Annotated in this window: 16 protein-coding genes; 7 read left to right on the top strand and 9 right to left on the bottom strand. The window is 66.9% G+C overall.

The window, feature by feature from the left end; translation table 11 throughout:
- Window positions 1-30 precede the first annotated feature (30 nt).
- Together WC493_RS10450 and WC493_RS10445 are read left to right on the top strand one after the other, a co-directional pair.
- Window positions 31-1,008, top strand: coding sequence for a CoA ester lyase (locus tag WC493_RS10450; RefSeq protein WP_373065302.1), 978 nt, complete (start codon window positions 31-33; stop codon window positions 1,006-1,008).
- A 69-nt stretch (window positions 1,009-1,077) separates the two neighbouring features.
- A complete protein-coding gene (locus tag WC493_RS10445) occupies window positions 1,078-2,037 on the top strand; it encodes an acetyl-CoA carboxylase carboxyltransferase subunit alpha (protein ID WP_373065300.1) in 960 nt (319 codons plus the stop codon).
- 6 nt (window positions 2,038-2,043) lie between these two features.
- Here the strand turns inward: WC493_RS10445 and WC493_RS10440 are convergent, their stop codons facing one another.
- Entirely contained in the window at window positions 2,044-2,643 is a 600-nt protein-coding gene (locus WC493_RS10440; RefSeq protein ID WP_373065298.1) for a hypothetical protein, read from the bottom strand.
- A gap of 227 nt (window positions 2,644-2,870) precedes the next feature.
- Here WC493_RS10440 and WC493_RS10435 point away from each other — a divergent pair, with 227 nt between their 5' ends.
- Together WC493_RS10435 and WC493_RS10430 are read left to right on the top strand one after the other, a co-directional pair.
- Entirely contained in the window at window positions 2,871-4,190 is a 1,320-nt protein-coding gene (locus WC493_RS10435; RefSeq protein ID WP_373065296.1) for a DEAD/DEAH box helicase, read from the top strand.
- Window positions 4,191-4,265: 75 nt separating this feature from the next.
- Window positions 4,266-4,970, top strand: a complete 705-nt coding sequence (locus tag WC493_RS10430; RefSeq protein ID WP_373065294.1) for a glutathione S-transferase family protein — start codon at window positions 4,266-4,268, stop codon at window positions 4,968-4,970.
- 15 nt (window positions 4,971-4,985) lie between these two features.
- Here the strand turns inward: WC493_RS10430 and cysN are convergent, their stop codons facing one another.
- The 4 genes from cysN to motA form a co-directional block, all read right to left on the bottom strand.
- A complete protein-coding gene (gene cysN, locus WC493_RS10425) occupies window positions 4,986-6,884 on the bottom strand; it encodes a sulfate adenylyltransferase subunit CysN (protein WP_373065292.1) in 1,899 nt (632 codons plus the stop codon).
- The gene (cysD, locus tag WC493_RS10420; protein ID WP_373065290.1) at window positions 6,884-7,792 is read right to left on the bottom strand and encodes a sulfate adenylyltransferase subunit CysD; all 909 of its coding nucleotides are present in this window, start codon (window positions 7,790-7,792) and stop codon (window positions 6,884-6,886) included. Before cysD ends, cysN begins: the two co-directional genes overlap by 1 nt.
- A gap of 200 nt (window positions 7,793-7,992) precedes the next feature.
- Window positions 7,993-9,138, bottom strand: coding sequence for a flagellar motor protein MotB (locus tag WC493_RS10415; RefSeq protein WP_373065288.1), 1,146 nt, complete (start codon window positions 9,136-9,138; stop codon window positions 7,993-7,995).
- Window positions 9,138-9,998: a flagellar motor stator protein MotA gene (gene motA, locus WC493_RS10410; RefSeq protein ID WP_373065286.1), complete on the bottom strand. Its 861-nt coding sequence runs from the start codon at window positions 9,996-9,998 to the stop codon at window positions 9,138-9,140. Before motA ends, WC493_RS10415 begins: the two co-directional genes overlap by 1 nt.
- A 92-nt stretch (window positions 9,999-10,090) precedes the next feature.
- On the opposite strand from motA, the gene WC493_RS10405 reads away from it, so the two are divergent.
- Window positions 10,091-10,960, top strand: coding sequence for a DUF2272 domain-containing protein (locus tag WC493_RS10405; RefSeq protein ID WP_373065284.1), 870 nt, complete (start codon window positions 10,091-10,093; stop codon window positions 10,958-10,960).
- 109 nt (window positions 10,961-11,069) lie between these two features.
- Here WC493_RS10405 and WC493_RS10400 read toward each other — a convergent pair whose 3' ends face one another.
- Window positions 11,070-11,813, bottom strand: coding sequence for an SDR family NAD(P)-dependent oxidoreductase (locus tag WC493_RS10400; RefSeq protein WP_373065282.1), 744 nt, complete (start codon window positions 11,811-11,813; stop codon window positions 11,070-11,072).
- Between the two features lie 92 nt (window positions 11,814-11,905).
- Between WC493_RS10400 and WC493_RS10395 the strand changes: the two genes are divergently transcribed.
- Window positions 11,906-12,460 (top strand): TetR/AcrR family transcriptional regulator, encoded by a 555-nt coding sequence (locus WC493_RS10395; protein WP_373065279.1) that lies wholly within the window; start codon window positions 11,906-11,908, stop codon window positions 12,458-12,460.
- A gap of 116 nt (window positions 12,461-12,576) precedes the next feature.
- Here the strand turns inward: WC493_RS10395 and WC493_RS10390 are convergent, their stop codons facing one another.
- Together WC493_RS10390 and WC493_RS10385 are read right to left on the bottom strand one after the other, a co-directional pair.
- Complete coding sequence (locus WC493_RS10390; RefSeq protein WP_373065277.1) at window positions 12,577-13,809, bottom strand: threonine ammonia-lyase; 1,233 nt, start codon at window positions 13,807-13,809, stop codon at window positions 12,577-12,579.
- A 37-nt stretch (window positions 13,810-13,846) separates the two neighbouring features.
- Complete coding sequence (locus WC493_RS10385; RefSeq protein WP_373065275.1) at window positions 13,847-14,782, bottom strand: oxidoreductase; 936 nt, start codon at window positions 14,780-14,782, stop codon at window positions 13,847-13,849.
- A gap of 131 nt (window positions 14,783-14,913) precedes the next feature.
- Between WC493_RS10385 and WC493_RS10380 the strand changes: the two genes are divergently transcribed.
- On the top strand, window positions 14,914-16,089 hold the full coding sequence (locus WC493_RS10380) for a type III PLP-dependent enzyme (protein ID WP_373065273.1): 1,176 nt from the start codon (window positions 14,914-14,916) through the stop codon (window positions 16,087-16,089).
- A gap of 6 nt (window positions 16,090-16,095) precedes the next feature.
- Here WC493_RS10380 and WC493_RS10375 read toward each other — a convergent pair whose 3' ends face one another.
- A complete protein-coding gene (locus WC493_RS10375; RefSeq protein ID WP_373065271.1) occupies window positions 16,096-17,223 on the bottom strand; it encodes a LysM peptidoglycan-binding domain-containing protein in 1,128 nt (375 codons plus the stop codon).
- Window positions 17,224-17,434 lie beyond the last annotated feature (211 nt).

The following is a 17,434-nucleotide window of genomic DNA, read 5'->3' as shown; positions in this document are numbered from 1 at the left end:
TCCCCGCCACTTGATCCGGAGACAGTCCTGATGAGCTTCAAAGTCGTCGAGCAGGCCCCCGCCCGTCTGAATCGCTGCGAACTGGCCGTGCCCGGTTCGAGCCCGCATATGTTCGAGAAGGCGGCCAAGTCGGCGGCCGACGTGATCTTCCTCGACCTCGAGGACGCGGTCGCGCCGGACGACAAGCCGAAGGCGCGCGAGAACATCATCCAGGCGCTGCACGATGTCGATTGGGGCGACAAGACCATCTCGGTCCGCATCAACGGCCTCGACACCCACTATGCCTATAAGGACATCGTGGAAGTGGTCGAGCGCGGCGGCGAGCGCCTCGACCTGATCATGATCCCGAAGGTCGGCACCGCGTCGGACGTCTATGCCGTCGACATGATGCTGACCCAGATCGAGGCGGCGATCGGCCGCAAGAAGAAGATCGGCCTCGAGCACATCATCGAGACCGCCCTCGGCATGCAGAACATCCACGAGATCGCCGCCGCCTCGAAGCGGAACGAGTCGCTGCATTTCGGCGTCGCCGACTATGCCGCCTCGACCCGCGCCCAGACGACCCAGATCGGCGGCCCGAACCCGTCCTATGCCGTGCTGACCGATCCGGACGAAGCGGGCGAGCGCGTCCGCCACTGGGGCGACATGTGGCATTATGCGGTTGCCCGCATGGTGGTCGCGGCCCGCGCCAACGGCCTTCGCCCGATCGACGGTCCTTTCGGCGACTTCTCGGATTCGGACGGCTATCGTGCCCAGGCGGCCCGCTCTGCCGTGCTCGGCTGTGAAGGCAAATGGGCGATCCACCCGAAGCAGATCCCGGTCGCCAACGAAGTCTTCACCCCGTCGGAGAAGGAAGTGACCAAGGCCCGCCGCATCCTGGAAGCCATGACCCAGGCCAAGGCCGAGGGCAAGGGCGCCGTCTCGCTCGACGGCAAGCTGATCGATCTCGCCTCGATCCGTCAGGCCGAGGCCCTGGTCCAGCAGGCCGATCGCATCGCCAACAAGTGATTGCCAAAGGTGGGGTTCCGGAGTAACCCCACCCCCGCAAGGCCGTCCCGGCGAGAAGAGGGTTGAATCATGGTGATGTTCCTCGACTTCGAGAAGCCCATCGCGGAGCTCGAAGCCAAGATCAAGGAACTGCAAGCCATGCCGGCAACACCGGGCATTTCGATCGCCGAGGATGTCGCCCGGCTCGAAGTGAAGGCGGATCTCCTGCTGCGCCAGACCTATGGCAAGCTGACCGCTTGGCAGAAGACGCAGGTCGCCCGCCACCAGGGGCGGCCGCGCTTCAACGACTATGTGAAGATGCTGATCGAGGATTTCGTGCCGCTGGCGGGCGATCGCGCCTTCGGCGACGACAAGGCGATCCTCGGCGGCATGGGCCGTTTCCGCGGCCGGCCGGTGATGGTGATCGGACACGAGAAGGGCGCCGACACCGAAGGTCGCATCCGCCACAATTTCGGTATGGCCAAGCCGGAGGGCTATCGCAAGGCGATCCGCCTGATGGAACTGGCCGATCGTTTCGGCATGGCGGTGATCACCCTGATCGACACCCCGGGCGCCTTCCCGGGCATCGAGGCGGAGGCGCGCGGCCAGTCGGAAGCGATCGCGCGCTCGACCGAGATGTGCCTGAAGCTGAAGGTGCCCCTGGTCGCCGTGATCGTGGGCGAGGGCGGCTCGGGCGGGGCGGTGGCGCTGGCCACCGCGAACCGCGTGCTGATGCTCGAACACGCGGTCTATTCCGTGATCTCGCCCGAAGGCTGCGCCTCGATTCTCTGGCGCTCGGCCGAACGGGCGCAGGATGCCGCCGCCGCCCTGAAGCTGACCGCGCAGGACCTGATGAAGCTCGGCGTCATCGATGCCGTGGTTTCGGAGCCCTTGGGCGGTGCCCAGCGCGATCCCAAGGCGACCATCGCCTCGGTCGGTCATGCCATCTCGACGGCCCTGGCCGAATTCAAGGGCAAGGACGGCGAGGCGATCCGGCGCGAGCGGCGCGAGAAATTCCTCGCCCTCGGCAGGACCCCGGTCTTCGCCTGAACTCGCTCAGTGCCTGAACAGGCGCCGGAGCAGGTGCCAGGGGCTGAAGCGCGAGTCGCTCCAGCCGTCGCTGCAGGTCTTCAGAAAGAAGGCCAGTTGCGCGGCATCGCTCGCCCGGTCCGTGGGCATGAAGTAGACCCGCGGCACCCCGTTCCGCGACACCATCGAGCAGGCGAGGCCGATCTGGCCGTCGTCCAGCCCCGGATAGAAATAGACCGCGCCCAGCCGACGCATGTTCTGGAAATCCTGGGCCAGCGCCGGGGTCGACTGCATCACCTCGGCGACCTTGCCGGCGACGGCGCGCACCCCGGCCGTGGTCAGCCTGCCGCCGGACTTCAGGGCGCCGGGCACGACAGCCGACAAGTCACCGCCCGGCGAAGCACTGCCGCCCGCCGGCGACTTTCGCACAGCCGCGGCCGCCGCGGTCCGGATCGTCTGCACCGCCGCGGCATCGAGACCCGGAAGGGCCGACTCTTCGGCGGCGACACAGGCGGCCTCGAACGTCGCATAGAGCAGCGGCAGCATCCGGATCCTTTCCCGTTCGCCCAGGCGACGATGATAGGCGACGCCGAGTCGGAGTAAAGTGAGGGGCGTCACCGCTGCCATGCAGAAGCCCCCATTTGACGGCGCCCTTCGCATCTGCGATAAGTGGCGTACCGGAAGTTCCGGCATCAGGCGCTCCAGCCGCGTTGGGATGGTTTCGACCGTCCGCCTGTCGAGTGCATCGATCCCTCAACCCTTGGCGACCCAGATACGCGGGGCCGCTGGATAGGAACCGTTGGACGGGTCCGCGCGGGATGCGCGGCCACGGCGGCTATCGAGAAAGTTCCCTAGTGACTCAATTCAAGGACCTCGGCCTCGCCGAGCCCATCCTCCGCGCCCTCGCCGACGAAGGCTACGAGGTGCCGACGCCGATTCAGGCGCGCGCCATTCCTTCGCTGATGGAAGGCCGGGACATTCTGGGCATCGCCCAGACCGGCACCGGCAAGACCGCCGCCTTCGCCCTGCCCATCATCCACCGCCTGATCACCAACCGCCAGCGCGCGCCCCAGCGCGGCGTGCGCACCCTGGTGATGGCGCCGACCCGCGAGCTCGCGGCCCAGATCGGCGAGAGCTTCTCCGCCTATGGCCGCCATGCCGGCATCTCGGTCGCCGTCGTGGTCGGCGGCGTCGGCCACGGGGGCCAGATCCGCGCCCTGGCGCGCGGCGTCGACGTCCTGGTGGCGACCCCCGGCCGCCTGCTCGACCATGTCGAGAGCGGCAACTGCCGGCTCGATCACTGCGAAGTGGTGGTGCTGGACGAGGCCGACCACATGCTCGACCTCGGCTTCGTGGTGCCGATCCGCAAGATCCTGTCGAAGCTGTCGCATCGCCGTCAGAGCCTGTTCTTCTCGGCGACCATGCCGCGCGAAATCGCCGGCCTCGCGGCCGAGATGCTGCGCGATCCCGTGAAGGTCGAGGTGACGCCGGTCGCCACCACGGCGGAGCGGGTGAGCCAGCAGGTCTATCTGATCGAGGCGAACGGCAAGCGCGGCCTTCTGGTCGAATTGCTGCGTCCGGCCGATGTGACCCGGCCGCTCGTCTTCACCAGGACGAAGCGCGGCGCCGACCGCGTGGCCGAACATCTGGAAGCCCATGGCATCGCGGCCGCCGCGATCCACGGCAACAAGAGCCAGGGCCAGCGCGAACGTGCGCTCGACGGCTTCAAGTCGGGCAAGGTCCGCGTCCTGGTGGCGACCGACATCGCCGCCCGCGGCATCGACGTCGACGGCATTTCCCATGTCTTCAATTTCGAACTGCCGAACGTGCCGGAACAATATGTCCACCGCATCGGCCGGACGGCGCGGGCAGGCAATGCCGGCGTCGCGATCTCCTTCTGCGACCGGGACGAGGCACCCTTTCTCCGCGACATCGAGAAGACGACGCGCCAGAGCCTGCCGGTGATCGACCGCCGGGCCGATCCCAGGGCCCCGGCCGAAGCACCCAAGCCGCGCCCGCCGCAGCAGCAGCGCCGGCCCCAGAACGGTGGTCAGGGACGGCCCCAGAACGCCGGTCCCGGCCGGCCCCAGAACAGTGGCAGTCGCCGTCCGGGTGGCCAGCAGCCGGCGCGCAAGCCCGGCAATGCACCGGCGCGGAATCGCGCCCAGGGCTGATCGAATGACGCCCGGCGCCCCTTTCTCGGGGCGCCGGGCATGGCATGATGGCGGCCTCGTCGGGGGGGCGTCGCCATGATCCAGCTGCATCAGTTTCCCAAGGCCTGGGGCATCAATCCGAGCCCGTTCTGCCTCAAGGTCGAAGTCTTCTTCGCGCTCGCCGGCATCGAGTGGCGCGAGGTGAACACGCCGCCCTTCCTGGCGCCCAAGGGCAAGCTGCCCTTCATCACCGACGGTGGGACCCGGATCGCCGACAGCGGCGCCATCATCGAGCATTTCAAGGCCAAGGGCATCGACCTCGACGCCGGGCTCGACGAGGGGCAGCGGGCGCTGGCCCACCTGATCCGCCGCACGGTCGAGGAGAGCCTCTATTTCGTCCTTCTCTATGCCCGCTGGATCGATCCCGCGGGCTGGAAACTGTCGAAACCGGCCTTCTTCGGGGCGATGCCGCCCGGCATGCGCGACCTGCTGCCGCCGATCGCCCGGCGTGGCGTGCGGAAGGGCCTGCACGGCCAGGGCTACGGCCGCCACAGCCCGGCCGAGATCTATGCCCTCGGCATCGCCGATCTCGAAGCGATCGCCGCCCTGATCACGCCTGACGGTTTCGCCGTGGCCGAGCGGCCGGCCAGCGTCGACGCCACGCTCTACGCCTTCCTGGTCAGCATCATGGATGCGCCGCTCGACATGGTCCTGAAGCGCCGCGCCCTGGAACTGCCCCGTCTGACCGCCTACAAGGCACGCATGGCGGCGCGCCTCGCTCAGGCCCAGTCTTCGAGCTGAGGTGGCGGGCCGGCGTCAGACGACGCCGGCTTCCTTCAGGCGGGCGATGATCGCGTCGGCCGCCTGTTCGGTCGTCATATTCGCCGCGTCCAGGTGAATTTCGGCATGTTCCGGGGCCTCGTAGGGGCTGTCGATGCCGGTGAAATTCTTGATCTGACCCTGGCGCGCCTTCTTGTAGAGGCCCTTGACGTCGCGGGCTTCGGCGACGCTGAGCGGGGTGTCGACGAAGACCTCGAAGAACTCGCCCTGTTTCACCAGTTCGCGCGCCATCCGGCGTTCCGAGCGGAACGGCGAGATGAAGGAGACCATGACGATCAGGCCGGCGTCGACCATCAGCCTTGCCACTTCGGCGACGCGGCGGATGTTCTCCACACGGTCGGCATCGGTGAAGCCGAGGTCCTTGTTCAGGCCATGGCGGACGTTGTCGCCGTCGAGCAGATAGGTGTGGCGCCCGGCGGCGAAGAGCTTCTTTTCGACCAGGTTGGCGATCGTCGACTTGCCGGCGCCGGAAAGGCCGGTGAACCACAGGATGGCCGGCTTCTGGCCCTTCAGCTCGGCACGCTGGTCCTTGGCGACGTCGACCGCCTGCCAATGCACGTTCTCGGAACGGCGGAGCGCGAAATGCAGCAGGCCGGCGCCGATCGTCGTATTGCTGATGCGGTCGATCAGGATGAAACCGCCGGTGTCGTGGTTCTCCTTATAGGCGTCGAAGGCGATCGGCTGGTCGGTCGCGACGTTCACGACGCCGATCTCGTTCAGCTCCAGCTTCTTGGCCGCCAGATGTTCCAGCGTGTTGACGTTCACCTTGTATTTGGGCTCGGTGATCGAGGCGGCGACCGTGCGCGTGCCGATCTTCATCAGATAGGGCCGGCCCGGCAGCAGGGGCTGGTCGCTCATCCAGATCACCGTCGCCTCGAACTGGTCGGCGACATGGGCCGGGCTGTCGGTCCTGGAGATCACGTCGCCGCGCGAGATGTCGATCTCGTCGGCCAGCGTCAGGGTGACCGACTGGCCGGCCCCGGCGCAGGGCAGGTCGCCGTCATAGGTGACGATCCGGGTCACCGTGCTGGTCTTGCCCGAGGGCTGCACCCGGATGGCGTCGCCCGGGCGGATCTCGCCCGACGCGATCAGGCCGGAGAAGCCGCGGAAATCGAGGTTCGGGCGGTTCACCCATTGCACGGCCAGGCGGAAGGGCGCGCTCTTGGCCGCGTCCTCGACCTCGACGGTCTCGAGATAGCCCATCAGCGAAGGCCCGTGGTACCAGGGCGTCTCGGCGCTTTCGGCCAGCATGTTCACGCCCTTGAGGGCAGAGAGGGGGATCGGCGTCACATCGGTCAGGCCGATCTTGGCGGCGAAGGCGGTGTAATCATCGACGATGCGATCGAAGGTCGCCTTGTCGTAACCGACCAGGTCCATCTTGTTGATGGCCAGGACGACCTTGCGGATGCCGATCAGCGAGACCAGGTAGGAATGCCGCCGGGTCTGGACCAGCACGCCCTTCCTGGCGTCGATCAGGATCACGGCGACGTCGGCCGTCGAGGCGCCGGTCACCATGTTCCGCGTATATTGCTCGTGGCCCGGGGTGTCGGCGACGATGAACTTCCGCTTGTCGGTCGAGAAGAAGCGATAGGCGACGTCGATGGTGATGCCCTGTTCGCGCTCGGCCGCCAGGCCGTCGACCAGGAGGGCGAAGTCGATGTCGCCGCCCTGGGTGCCGACTTTCTTCGAATCCGCCTCGAGGGCCGCCATCTGGTCCTCGAAGATCATCTTGGAATCATAGAGCAGGCGGCCGATCAGGGTCGACTTGCCGTCGTCGACCGAGCCGCAGGTGATGAAGCGCAGCAGCGACTTGGTCTCGTGGGCCTTCAGGTAGGCGTCGATGTCGGTCGCGATCAGGTCGGAGATGTGGGACATCAGAAGTAACCTTCCTGCTTCTTCTTTTCCATCGAGGCGGACTGGTCGTGGTCGATCACCCGGCCCTGGCGCTCGGAGGTTTTGGTCAGCAGCATTTCCTGGATGATGGAGGTCAGCGTATCGGCCTCGGATTCGATCGCCCCGGTGAGCGGGTAGCAGCCCAGCGTGCGGAAACGCACCTTCTTCATCGCGGGCGTTTCGCCCGGGGCGAGCGGCATCCGCTCGTCGTCGACCATGATCAGCGTGCCGTCGCGTTCGACGACCGGGCGCTCGGCCGCGAAATAGAGCGGCACGATCGGGATCTGCTCGAGGTGGATATATTGCCAGATGTCGAGCTCGGTCCAGTTCGACAGGGGGAAGACGCGGATCGTCTCGCCCTTGTTCTTCCGCGTGTTGTAGAGACGCCAGAGTTCCGGGCGCTGGTTCTTCGGATCCCAACGGTGCTGGGTCGAGCGGAAGGAGAAGATGCGTTCCTTGGCGCGGCTCTTCTCCTCGTCGCGGCGGGCCCCGCCGAAGGCGGCGTCGAAGCCGTATTTGTCGAGCGCCTGCTTCAACCCCTGCGTCTTCATGATGTCGGTATGCAGCGCCGAGCCGTGGACGAAGGGGCTGATCCCCATGTCGACGCCTTCCTGGTTGATATGGACCAGGAGATCCATGCCCAGCGTCTTCGCCATCTGGTCGCGGAAGGCGATCATCTCCCTGAACTTCCAGGTCGTGTCGACATGGAGGAGCGGGAAGGGCGGCTTCGACGGGTAGAAGGCCTTCTGCGCCAGATGCAGCATCACGGCGCTGTCCTTGCCGATCGAATAGAGCATGACCGGATTTTCCGTCTCGGCCACCACCTCGCGCATGATGTGGATGCTCTCGGCTTCGAGCCGCTGGAGATGGGTCAGGGTGTCTTGGGACACGATCGGCTTCTCGATTCTGGGTTATTCACGTCCGAAAATCGTATAAATTTCCGGTTTCCGAAATCGGATGGAGAAAAGACCCGGCGTCCGGCCAAGTCAAGCCTCGGCGATGGCCTTTCCTCTTTTTGGAAAATTATGATTTTCCAAATGGACCTGTCAACACTCCTTCGGCCCGATTGAAGGCCGAAAAGGGGAAGTGGTCAGGGGGCCGCGGGCGAGGTGGTGATTTCGGGCGGCAGGACCGGCACTTCGCGCAAGAGCGTGATGGTGATGCGGCGGTTGGCGGGGTCGAGCGGATTGTCCGGGTTCAGCGGCTCGGACGAGGCCTTGCCCGAGACCTGATAGATCCGGTTCGGCCGCACGCCGGCCTCGGTCAGCACGCGGCGGCTGGAGTTGGCGCGGTCGGCCGAGAGTTCCCAGTTGGTATAGCCGGTGGTGGTGCGATAGGGCGCCGCGTCGGTATGGCCGGCGATGGCGATCTGGTTCGGCAGGCGCGCGATGATGCCGGCGATCTTGGTCAGCAGGGTGACCATCTGGTCCGACATGCGCGACGAGCCCGATTGGAACATGGCCTCGTTCCGGCCGTCGACGAGCTGGATGCGCATGCCTTCGGGCGTCACGTCGACCAGCACCTGCGAGGCGACGGCCTGCAATTCGGGCGAAGACTGCAGCGCCTGGCGCAGTGCCTGGGCGGTTTCGGCGAAGCGCTTTTCCTCGGCCTTGCCCTGGGCCTCGACCCTGGCGCGGGCGTCGGCCTGGGCGGAGGGGGCGCCGGGCGGCGGCGTCTGCTGGCCCAGGGCGTCGACCGGGCGGGGATCGGCATTGCCGCCCTGGCCCGTGCCCGTGCCGGTGACGCCAGAACCCTGCTGGGTGTTGCTCTGGGCATTGGCGGTGCCGGGCAGGGGGGTCGCGATCGCCGAGCTGGCGCTGCCGCCGTTGGATTGCTGGCTCTGGCTGTCGTCGGGCGACTGGGCCGAGCCGCTGGTCGGCATGGTCGAGTCGCTTTCCTGCTGGTCCGAGGTCTGGCTGCCGGATTCGATCCGGCTCATGATCGCAGGGCTGCCGCTGTCGTTGCGGTTGCCGTCCTGCGAGATGTTCTGGCCGCCCATGACGCCGCCTGCGCCCGAGGTGGTCTCGCTGATCGAGATCGGGTCGAAATAGTCGGCGATGCCCTGTTTCTGCGCTTCCGAGGTCGCGTTCAGCAGCCACAGCAGCAGGAAGAAGGCCATCATGGCGGTCACGAAGTCGGCATAGGCGACTTTCCAGGCGCCGCCGTGGTGGCCGCCTTCGACCTTCTTGACCCGCTTGATGATGATCACGGGTTCGCCGTTCTTGCCGTTCGCCATCAGACCGGGGCCAGTTTCTGGTTCGCTTCCTCGACCTCGTAGAAGGTCGGGCGGACATGGCTCTGCAGCGCCTTGCGGGCGAATTCGACCGAAACCGCGGGCGGATAGCCCTGCAGATGGGCGAGCAGGCCGGACTTGATGCAGTGGAGATAGCGAAGCTCGGCGTCATGGGTGGTGCGCACGGCATTGGCGACCGGCGCGATGAAGCCATAGGACGTCCACACGCCCATGAAGGTGCCGACCAGCGCACCGCCGATCAGGTGGCCCAGCACTTCGGGTGGCTCGGTGATCGACCCCATGGTGTGAATGACACCCAGCACGGCGGCCACGATGCCGAGCGCCGGCATTCCATCGGCCATGTTCTGCAACGCGTGCGAGACTTCGTGGACCTCTTGGGTATGGGTCTCCAGCTCGACGTCGATCAGGGCTTCCATCTCGTGCGAATTCTCGGTGCCGAGCGTCATCAGGCGCAGGTAGTCGCACAGGAAGATGACGGCGTGATGGTCCTTGACGAAGACCGGGAACTGGTTGAACAGGGCGCTGTCGTGCGGGTTCTCGACATGCTGTTCGAGCGCCAGCATGCCCTTGGTCTTGGCCAGCTTGAACACGGAATAGAGCAGGGACAGAAGCTCGAGAAAGGCAGCCTTGTTGTAGCGCGGCCCCTTCATCGCCGAGGCGACGTCGCCGCCCGTCTTCTTCAAGACGGTGACCGGGTTGCCGATGATATAGGCGCCGGCCGCCGCGCCGAAGATGATCATGAATTCGAAGGGCTGCCACAGCACTTCGAGATGGCCGCCGGCCAGGGCATAGCCGCCGACCACGCAACCCAGCACGACGACGAAACCAATGATCAGGAGCATGGGGCGACCGGAGCGAGATCAGGAGCAGGGATGACGCTTGCACTGTGCCCCGGGGTGGTTAACAAACCGCTTAGAGTGGGCGGGAGAGGACGATGAAACGCACCGTTTCGGCACTGTTCGCGCTCTTCGCCCTGGATGGTTGTGCGCTTGTGCCACAAGGCGGGATCGGCGACACGCCGGTGCCGGACGAATGCCGCGAGGTACCACCCGCCCCGGCGGCCGATGGCAGGGCCGCCGCCATGGTGCGCATCGCGCGGGCGGAATGGCACGCCTGGGGCGACCGGGTGGCCGAACTCCAGCCCGGCCGCCAGGTCCTGATCTTGCCCGACGGCAAGGCGACCGGCTGGGAAGAGGAGCGCCCGGCCTTCGCCGCCCTGGCCCGCTACTGGTGCGTGACGCCGCCCCGGCGCAACCATTGGGCGCTGGCCGCCCAGGCGGCCGGCTTCCCCAATGTCGAAACCGCGGCGGGCACGATCGACAAGACCGCCTTCGAGCGGACGCCGATCGGCCTGAGCCCGTTCAACGAACCCTGGTCGGCCGCCTTCGTCTCCTGGGTGGTGTGGCAGGCGGGTGTGGCGGAGGATCGCTTCCGCTATTCCGACACCCATTGGGACTATGTCGCCGACGCCATCACGGCCGCCCCGGGCAGTCGCTCCTTCACCGCCCGCGGCATCGCCGATACGGTGCCGAGGCCGGGCGACCTCGCCTGCGCCACGCGGAGCGGCCAGCCGCCAGCCGACTGGCACGATCTCGCCACGGAGGGCAGCCGGCCCATGCATTGCGACATCGTGGTCGGTACCGCCCCCTGCGCCTTCGCCGCCTCCGGCCGCTGCGTCGAAGCCATCGGCGGCAATGTCCTGCAAGGCGTCACACTGACCCGCGCCCCCCTGGACGCGGCCGGCCATCTGCTGACCGGCCCCGAGGTCAGCCGTGACTGGATCGTGATCCTGGCGGGGGACTAGGGGCGGCCGGAAGGAATTCTATCCGTTGAAAGTCGCGTGGTCCCGACCGGCGCGCCGTCGCTGGCTGGCCGCCCTTTGTGATGAGCGCATTGCGCTTCATTCGAGATTTTCAGACTGCGACGAAGCCACCGTCGACCAGAAGCTCCTCCCCGCCGACGAAGCTGCTCTCGTCAGATGCGAGAAACAATACGGCCCTGGCAATCTCTTCGGTCCGGGCGAGCCTGCCGAACGGAATAGTCTGCCGCATCCATTCGTCGGCGCCGGCATTGTTCCGCAGATAGGTCTGCATCGCCGGGGTCAGGACCATGCCGGGGGAAACAACGTTCACACGAATGCCGTAGCTTTTCAGATCGGTCGTCCACGTCCGTGCCAGAGAGCGGATGGCCGCCTTCGTCGCGCTATATATCGACAGATTGGCGAAGCCCTTGCTACCCGCGCCCGATCCAGCCAGCACGACGGCACCGCCGGCGGACATCAGCGGCAGAGCCTTTTGCACGGTAAAGACGGTGCCCTTCACGTTGATCGCGAACAGGCGGTCGAAGTGGTCTTCCTCGATGCCGCCGATCGGGGCGGACTCTGATATGCCAGCGTTGGCGAAAACCACGTCCACATGGCCGTGGTCTCGGGCTATTTGCGCGTACAACCTGTCGAGGTCGGCAAGATCGCTGACGTCACCTCGAACACCGACGGCTCCGCCGCCAATTTCATCGAGCGCTTCGTCCAGACGCTCTTGCCGGCGTCCCGTGACATACACATGGGCGCCCTCCGCCGCGAACAAGGTGGCTGTTTTCAAGCCGATGCCTTCCGTTCCGCCCGTGATCACCACGACCTTGCCGTCAAATCGCCTTGTCATGTCCCCTACACGCCCTTCATAAAGTGGAGGATTGCTCCATTTTTTTATATGGAGGAATCCTCCACTTATCAAGCCGGGATGAGGAGAGGCTTTTGGCCGACGAAATTTCATTGCGGGCCGATGCGCAGCGAAACCGGGAGCGAATCCTCGCCGCAGCCGAGGCCGCCTTTTTTGAAGGAGGCGCTGGCGTCTCTTTGGACGACGTCGCAAAGCGCGCCGGAGTCGGGATCGGGACGCTCTATCGGCGCTTTCCAACGCGAGAAGCACTCTTGGCGGCAGCGTATAACGCCAGATTCCTGGCTTTCGCCGAGGACAGTCGTGCCAGAGCCGCTACGATTGATCCCCTGAACGCCTTGCGGGCCTACATCAAAGAACTCGTCCGATATACGAATCTCTACCGTGGCTTCGCCGCGTCGCTCGGGACGGTTCTGCAGATTGGAACCGCTGGATGCCTCGCAACCAGCGAGGAAGGCGCTCGACTCCTGGCCAATGCGCAAGACGCTGGAGTCATCCGGCCCGATATCGGTTTCAATGACATAGTATGCGTCGTAACGGCAATCTCACTCGCTACCGAAAAAGACGCATCGCCCGAAAAGAACATCGATCGTTTGTTGAGCGTATTTATCAATGGTCTCGTCGCGGACTGAAAGTGTCGCGAATATGATCAGGGTGTTTCCGCTTTAACGCCCGATACTGCGCGCCGACAATCGAGGTGAGGGGGCTACGGCCCCCTCCATCTCGCCATGATTCCTGCCGATGACATTCACCCTTCGGCGCCGCTCGGGCGCAATTGGCGGACCGGATAGCCGGCGGCGGTGATGCGGGTGATGATGTCGGTGAGATGCTCGGCGTCGCGGGTTTCGATCACCAGGTCGAGGTCGGCATTCTTCACGGGCACGTCGAGGAACAGGCGCTGGTGGTTCACTTCGAGGATATTGCCGCCGCCGTCGCCGATCAGGCTGGCGATGGCGGCGAGCGTGCCCGGGCTGTCCGAGATCTGCACCCGGAGGCCGGCGATGCGGCCTTCACGCACCAGGTTGCGGCGGATCACTTCGCCGAGCAGGCGAAGGTCGATATTGCCGCCCGAGAGCACGAGGCCGCAGCGTTTGCCGGCGAAACGGGCGGGATGGGCCAGCACGGCGGCGAGGCCGGCGGCCCCGGCGCCTTCGACCACCGTCTTCTCGATCGCGAGGAGGAGGCCGATCGCCCGCTCCAGCTCCGCCTCGGTGACCAGGAGGATGTCGTCGACCAGGTCGCGGGCGATCGCCCGCGTGATCTGGCCCACTTCCTTGACCGCGATGCCCTCGGCGATGGTCATGCCGCCGCATTGGCCTTCCTCGCCCTTCAGCACGTTGTACATCGAGGGATAGAGGGCGGCCTCGACCCCGATCACCTCGATCCCGGGCTTCAGCGCCTTGGCCGCCACGGCGATGCCGGCGATCAACCCGCCGCCGCCGATCGGCACCACCAGGCAGTCGAGATCCGGCACTTCGGCCAGCATTTCGAGGCCGACGGTGCCCTGGCCGGCGATGATCGCCGGATCGTCGAAGGGGTGGATCATGGTGAGCCCTTCCGCCGCCGCGATGCGCTCCGCCGCGGCGAAGGCACCGGCCAGCATCTCGCCTTCCAGCACCACGCGGGCGCCGTGGTCGCGGGTCTGACGCACCTTCACGAAGGGCGTGGTGCGCGGCATCACGATGGTCGCCGGAATGCCGAGCCGGGCGGCGTGATAGGCGACCCCCTGGGCGTGGTTGCCGGCCGACATGGCGATCACTCCGGCCTTGCGCTCCGCCGCATTCAGGCTCTGCAACTTGTTGCAGGCGCCGCGGTCCTTGAAGGAGGCGGTGAACTGCTGGTTCTCGAACTTCAGGAACAGCCGTGCCCCGGTGATCTGGCTGAGCGTGCGGGCCTCGGCGCAGGGCGTCTCGACCACCTGGCCGGCCAGGGCGGCGGCGGCGGTGCGGATGTCGGCGATGGTGACGGGCAGATCGGTCATGTCGGGGCGGGTCCTTCTCCGTCCCGACTTGAGCAGATCAGGCGGCTTGCGGGAACCCCCAGTCGGCGCCGGTCAGCTCGGCCGCGACCTGCCAGAGGCGCGCGGCAGCGGCCGGGTCCGGCGTGATCTTCTTGTCCGCCTTCGCGGGCTCGCCGCGCATCCCGCCGAGCTTGGTGGGACCATAGAGGTCGCCGCCCTTTGCCGCCGGATCGGTCGCGGCCAGGAGGCTCGGTGCCGCCCCCATGGCGGGGGTCTGCGCCATCAGGGCATTGCCGAGGGCCAGCATCGCGGTTTCCAGCAAGGTCGGCTTCATCGAACGGCCACCCCAGGCCGAATTGGTCGCGGCATAGCCGGGGTGGGCCAGCAGGTTCTTGATCGCCAGGCCAGCATGGTCGATCCGGCGCTGCAACTCTTCGGCCAGCAGGAGATTGCCGAGCTTCGAATCGGCATAGGCCTGCCATTTGGAATAGGGCCGGCGGCGCCAGTCGAGATCGGCGAAGTCGAGCTTGCCCTTGCGGTACATGGCGCTGGTCACGGTGACCACGCGGGCGTCGTGCCCCTTGGCCAGCAGGGGCAGGAGACCGAGGGTCAGCACGTGGTGGCCCAGGCAATTGGCGCCGAAATGCCATTCGAAGCCGTCCTTCGTATGGCCATAGTCGATGCCGAAGACGCCGGCATTGCAGATCAGCAGGTCGACCGTCTCCAGCCTGTCCACCAGTTCGGCGACACAGGCCCTGACGGAAGCGAGGTCGTCCAGGGTCAGGGCGACGGTCTCGATCCGTGCATCGGGGAATTCACCGATCAGGCGGGCCACCGTCTCCGTGGCGCGGGCCGGATCGCGGCAGGCGATGATCACGAGCGCACCCCGGGCGGCGAGGCCTCGTGCGGTCTCGAAGCCGAGGCCGCGGTTGGCGCCGGTGACCACGGCAATGCGGCCGTTCAGCTTCGGCAGTCGGTCGATGTTCCAGGCCATGGTTCGGTCCTCCCGCGGGCAGGATGCCCTGAAAGGCGGCGCCGTGGATCGTCCGTTTGGGCGACATCTTTCCGACACGGGCAAAGCCCATCATGCTGGGTGCGGGACAGGATTCCCGGGGAGGGGTTTCGATGCGCTACCGGCGGTTTTCCAGCGTGGACAAGGTGATTGAGGTCCTGAACCCGAGCTATCCGATCCTCTGCGTCCATCCCGACCGGCTGGCGCGCAGCGCCCAGGCCTTCCTGACCGGCTTTCCGGGCCGCGTCCTCTATGCCGTCAAATGCAACCCGCATCCCCTGGTGCTGGAGGCGCTGTGGCGCGCCGGCATCCGCCATTTCGACACCGCCTCGCTGAACGAGATCGCGCTGGTGCACGAGCTGCTGCCGGATGCGCATTGCTATTTCAACCACCCGGTCAAGGGCACGGCGGCGATCGAATCGGCCGACAAGGTCTACAACATGGACGCCTGGGTGGTGGACACGGTCGACGAGCTCGACAAGATCGAGGAAGAGGTCGGCAAATGCCCCGACATCATCCAGGTCCGCCTGCAGACCGCCTCGGGTTACGCCGCCTTCGACCTCTCGCTGAAATTCGGTGCGACGCGGGACGAGGCGGTGGCGCTGTTGCAGGACGTCGAGCGCCGGGGCTATGTGCCCGCGGTCTCCTTCCATGTCGGCAGCCAGTGCCGCACGCCGGAAGCCTATGCCCGCGCCATCGCCGAGGCGGGCGACGTGATCGAGCGTGCCGGGGTGAAGATCCGCTTCCTCAACGTGGGCGGGGGCTTCCCGGCCCATTACCGCGGCACCCAGATCCCGCCGCTCGACAGTTTCTTCGAATCGATCAAACACGCGGTCGGCAAGCTGTCGCTGCCGCCGGATTGCGAGTTGATGTGCGAGCCGGGCCGCGCCCTGGTGGTCGAGGGCTGCACCATCCTCGTCCAGGTGCACCTCCGGAAGGGCGGCAGTCTCTACATCAACGACGGCACCTACGGCAATCTCTCGGAGCTCAACATCGGCAAGCTGACCCCGCCGGTCCGCCTGATCCGCAAGGGCGGCGCGCCCATGTCGCGGGAATTCGCGCCCTTCCGCATCTTCGGGCCGACCTGCGACAGTCTCGACGTGCTGCCCGAACCCTTCGTCCTGCCCGACGACGTGACCGACGGCGACTGGATCGAAATCGGCCAGGTGGGCGCCTACTCCAATTCGGTGGCGAGCCATTTCAACGGCTTCTACACCGACACGGTGGTCGAGATCGGTGACGGCCCGGCCCACGAAGGGCCGAGCCGCCTGGTCAGCGCGAACCCCTGAGCCTCATTAGTGGGGCAGGCCCAGGACCTGCCCCGGGTAGATCAGGTCCGGATCGCGGATCTGGCCCTTGTTGGCGCGGTAGATGTCGATATAGCGATAGCCGGTGCCGAAGCGGCTCCGCGCGATGCGCCACAGGCTGTTGCCCGGCTGGACGGTGAAACTGTCCGGCTGGCCGGGCGTGGCGGCCGCGACATCGACCGGGGCGCGCTCGAAGGGCAGTTCGCGCCGGGCGATCACCTTGCCGTCTGCGCCGATCACGTCGATCCGCAGGCTGTAGCGCCCGGGTTCGACCGGAACCTTGGGCGTCGCGCGCCAGCGGCCGTCGGCGCCGGCCTTGGTCTCGGCGATCAGGCGGTCGCCCAGATAGAGGCGGACGAGGGCATCCGGCGCCGCCCGGCCGGAGAACAGCGGGGCGCCGTCGGCCCCATATTCGACCGTTTCCAGCGTCGGCTCCGGCCCGCTCGGCGCGGCCGGTCCCTGGTCCGGCGCCTGGAGCACGCGGGACGGCGCATCCGGCGTGGCGCCGTCGCGATTGGTCAGCACGGCGACCGGGCCTTCCATGGCGGCGCCCGCCGCCGGGCCTTCAGTGGGGGCGCCCGCTGCCGGTGCCTCGGCCGCAGGGGCCGGCGTCTCGCCAGGCTTCTTTCGGCTCGGCACTTCGACCAGCACGACCTGTTCCGAGCGCAGCACGGTCCCGTCCGCCAGTGTCGCTTCGAGGGAGAGTTCCAGCGTGCCCTCGGGCAGCGGCTGGTCGACCACCAGGACCCAGCTTCCGTCGGCCGCCTGCGGCTTGCTCGTGCCGATCGTGGCACCATTGCCCAGGATTTTCACCACGCTCTCGGCCGGGGCGTGGCCGGCCAAGACGGCGGTGCCGTCCTGGGCGATGCGGGCGAGGTCGAAGCTCGGCGGCGTCGCCGGGGCGTGGGGCGCTCGAGTCTGCGGCGGCTCGGCCGGAGGCGGGGGATTCTGCGGCGCCGGGGCGGCCGCCTGAGGGGACGACGTCGGCGCGGGCTGCGGTGCGGCCGGCGCCTGGGGCGCGTCGGCGGGGGAGGTCGGCCGCGTCGGCGTGGCGCTCAGCCACCAGACCAGGCCGAGGACGAGGGCCAGGACCGTGGCGCCGGCAGCGACAACCACGATGCGCCGGCCCCTGTTTTCGTCTTCACCCGGGGGTGTCGTCCCCTGCGCAGGCTCCTCCATGATCTCCAGCTACTCCCCCTGGTGCCCTATACCCGATGCGACACTATCAGTTGCTCGGCTTTTTGCCATGCCTTACCGGCGCCTGGGACAGGAGATAGGCCGCGATGGCAGTGCGGTCGGCCTCGGTCAGGTGGCTGGTGCCGTCCTC

Origin of the sequence: Zavarzinia sp. (genome assembly GCF_041650655.1) — a bacterium.
GTDB lineage: Bacteria > Pseudomonadota > Alphaproteobacteria > Zavarziniales > Zavarziniaceae > Zavarzinia.
The sequence above is the reverse complement of the archived record's forward strand: the minus strand, read 5'-3'. Positions and strand labels throughout refer to the sequence as shown.

Excerpts from the sequence above, each read along its gene's own strand:
- WC493_RS10390 (WP_373065277.1), bottom strand. The coding sequence starts at position 13,809 with ATGACCGATCTGCCCGTCACCATCGCCGACATCCGCACCGCCGCCGCC.
- WC493_RS10445 (WP_373065300.1), top strand. The coding sequence starts at position 1,078 with ATGGTGATGTTCCTCGACTTCGAGAAGCCCATCGCGGAGCTCGAAGCC.
- WC493_RS10450 (WP_373065302.1), top strand. The coding sequence starts at position 31 with ATGAGCTTCAAAGTCGTCGAGCAGGCCCCCGCCCGTCTGAATCGCTGC.
- WC493_RS10380 (WP_373065273.1), top strand. The coding sequence starts at position 14,914 with ATGCGCTACCGGCGGTTTTCCAGCGTGGACAAGGTGATTGAGGTCCTG.
- cysN (WP_373065292.1), bottom strand. The coding sequence starts at position 6,884 with ATGTCCCACATCTCCGACCTGATCGCGACCGACATCGACGCCTACCTG.
- motA (WP_373065286.1), bottom strand. The coding sequence starts at position 9,998 with ATGCTCCTGATCATTGGTTTCGTCGTCGTGCTGGGTTGCGTGGTCGGC.
- WC493_RS10405 (WP_373065284.1), top strand. The coding sequence starts at position 10,091 with ATGAAACGCACCGTTTCGGCACTGTTCGCGCTCTTCGCCCTGGATGGT.
- WC493_RS10400 (WP_373065282.1), bottom strand. The coding sequence starts at position 11,813 with ATGACAAGGCGATTTGACGGCAAGGTCGTGGTGATCACGGGCGGAACG.
- WC493_RS10385 (WP_373065275.1), bottom strand. The coding sequence starts at position 14,782 with ATGGCCTGGAACATCGACCGACTGCCGAAGCTGAACGGCCGCATTGCC.
- WC493_RS10415 (WP_373065288.1), bottom strand. The coding sequence starts at position 9,138 with ATGGCGAACGGCAAGAACGGCGAACCCGTGATCATCATCAAGCGGGTC.
- WC493_RS10430 (WP_373065294.1), top strand. The coding sequence starts at position 4,266 with ATGATCCAGCTGCATCAGTTTCCCAAGGCCTGGGGCATCAATCCGAGC.
- WC493_RS10440 (WP_373065298.1), bottom strand. The coding sequence starts at position 2,643 with ATGGCAGCGGTGACGCCCCTCACTTTACTCCGACTCGGCGTCGCCTAT.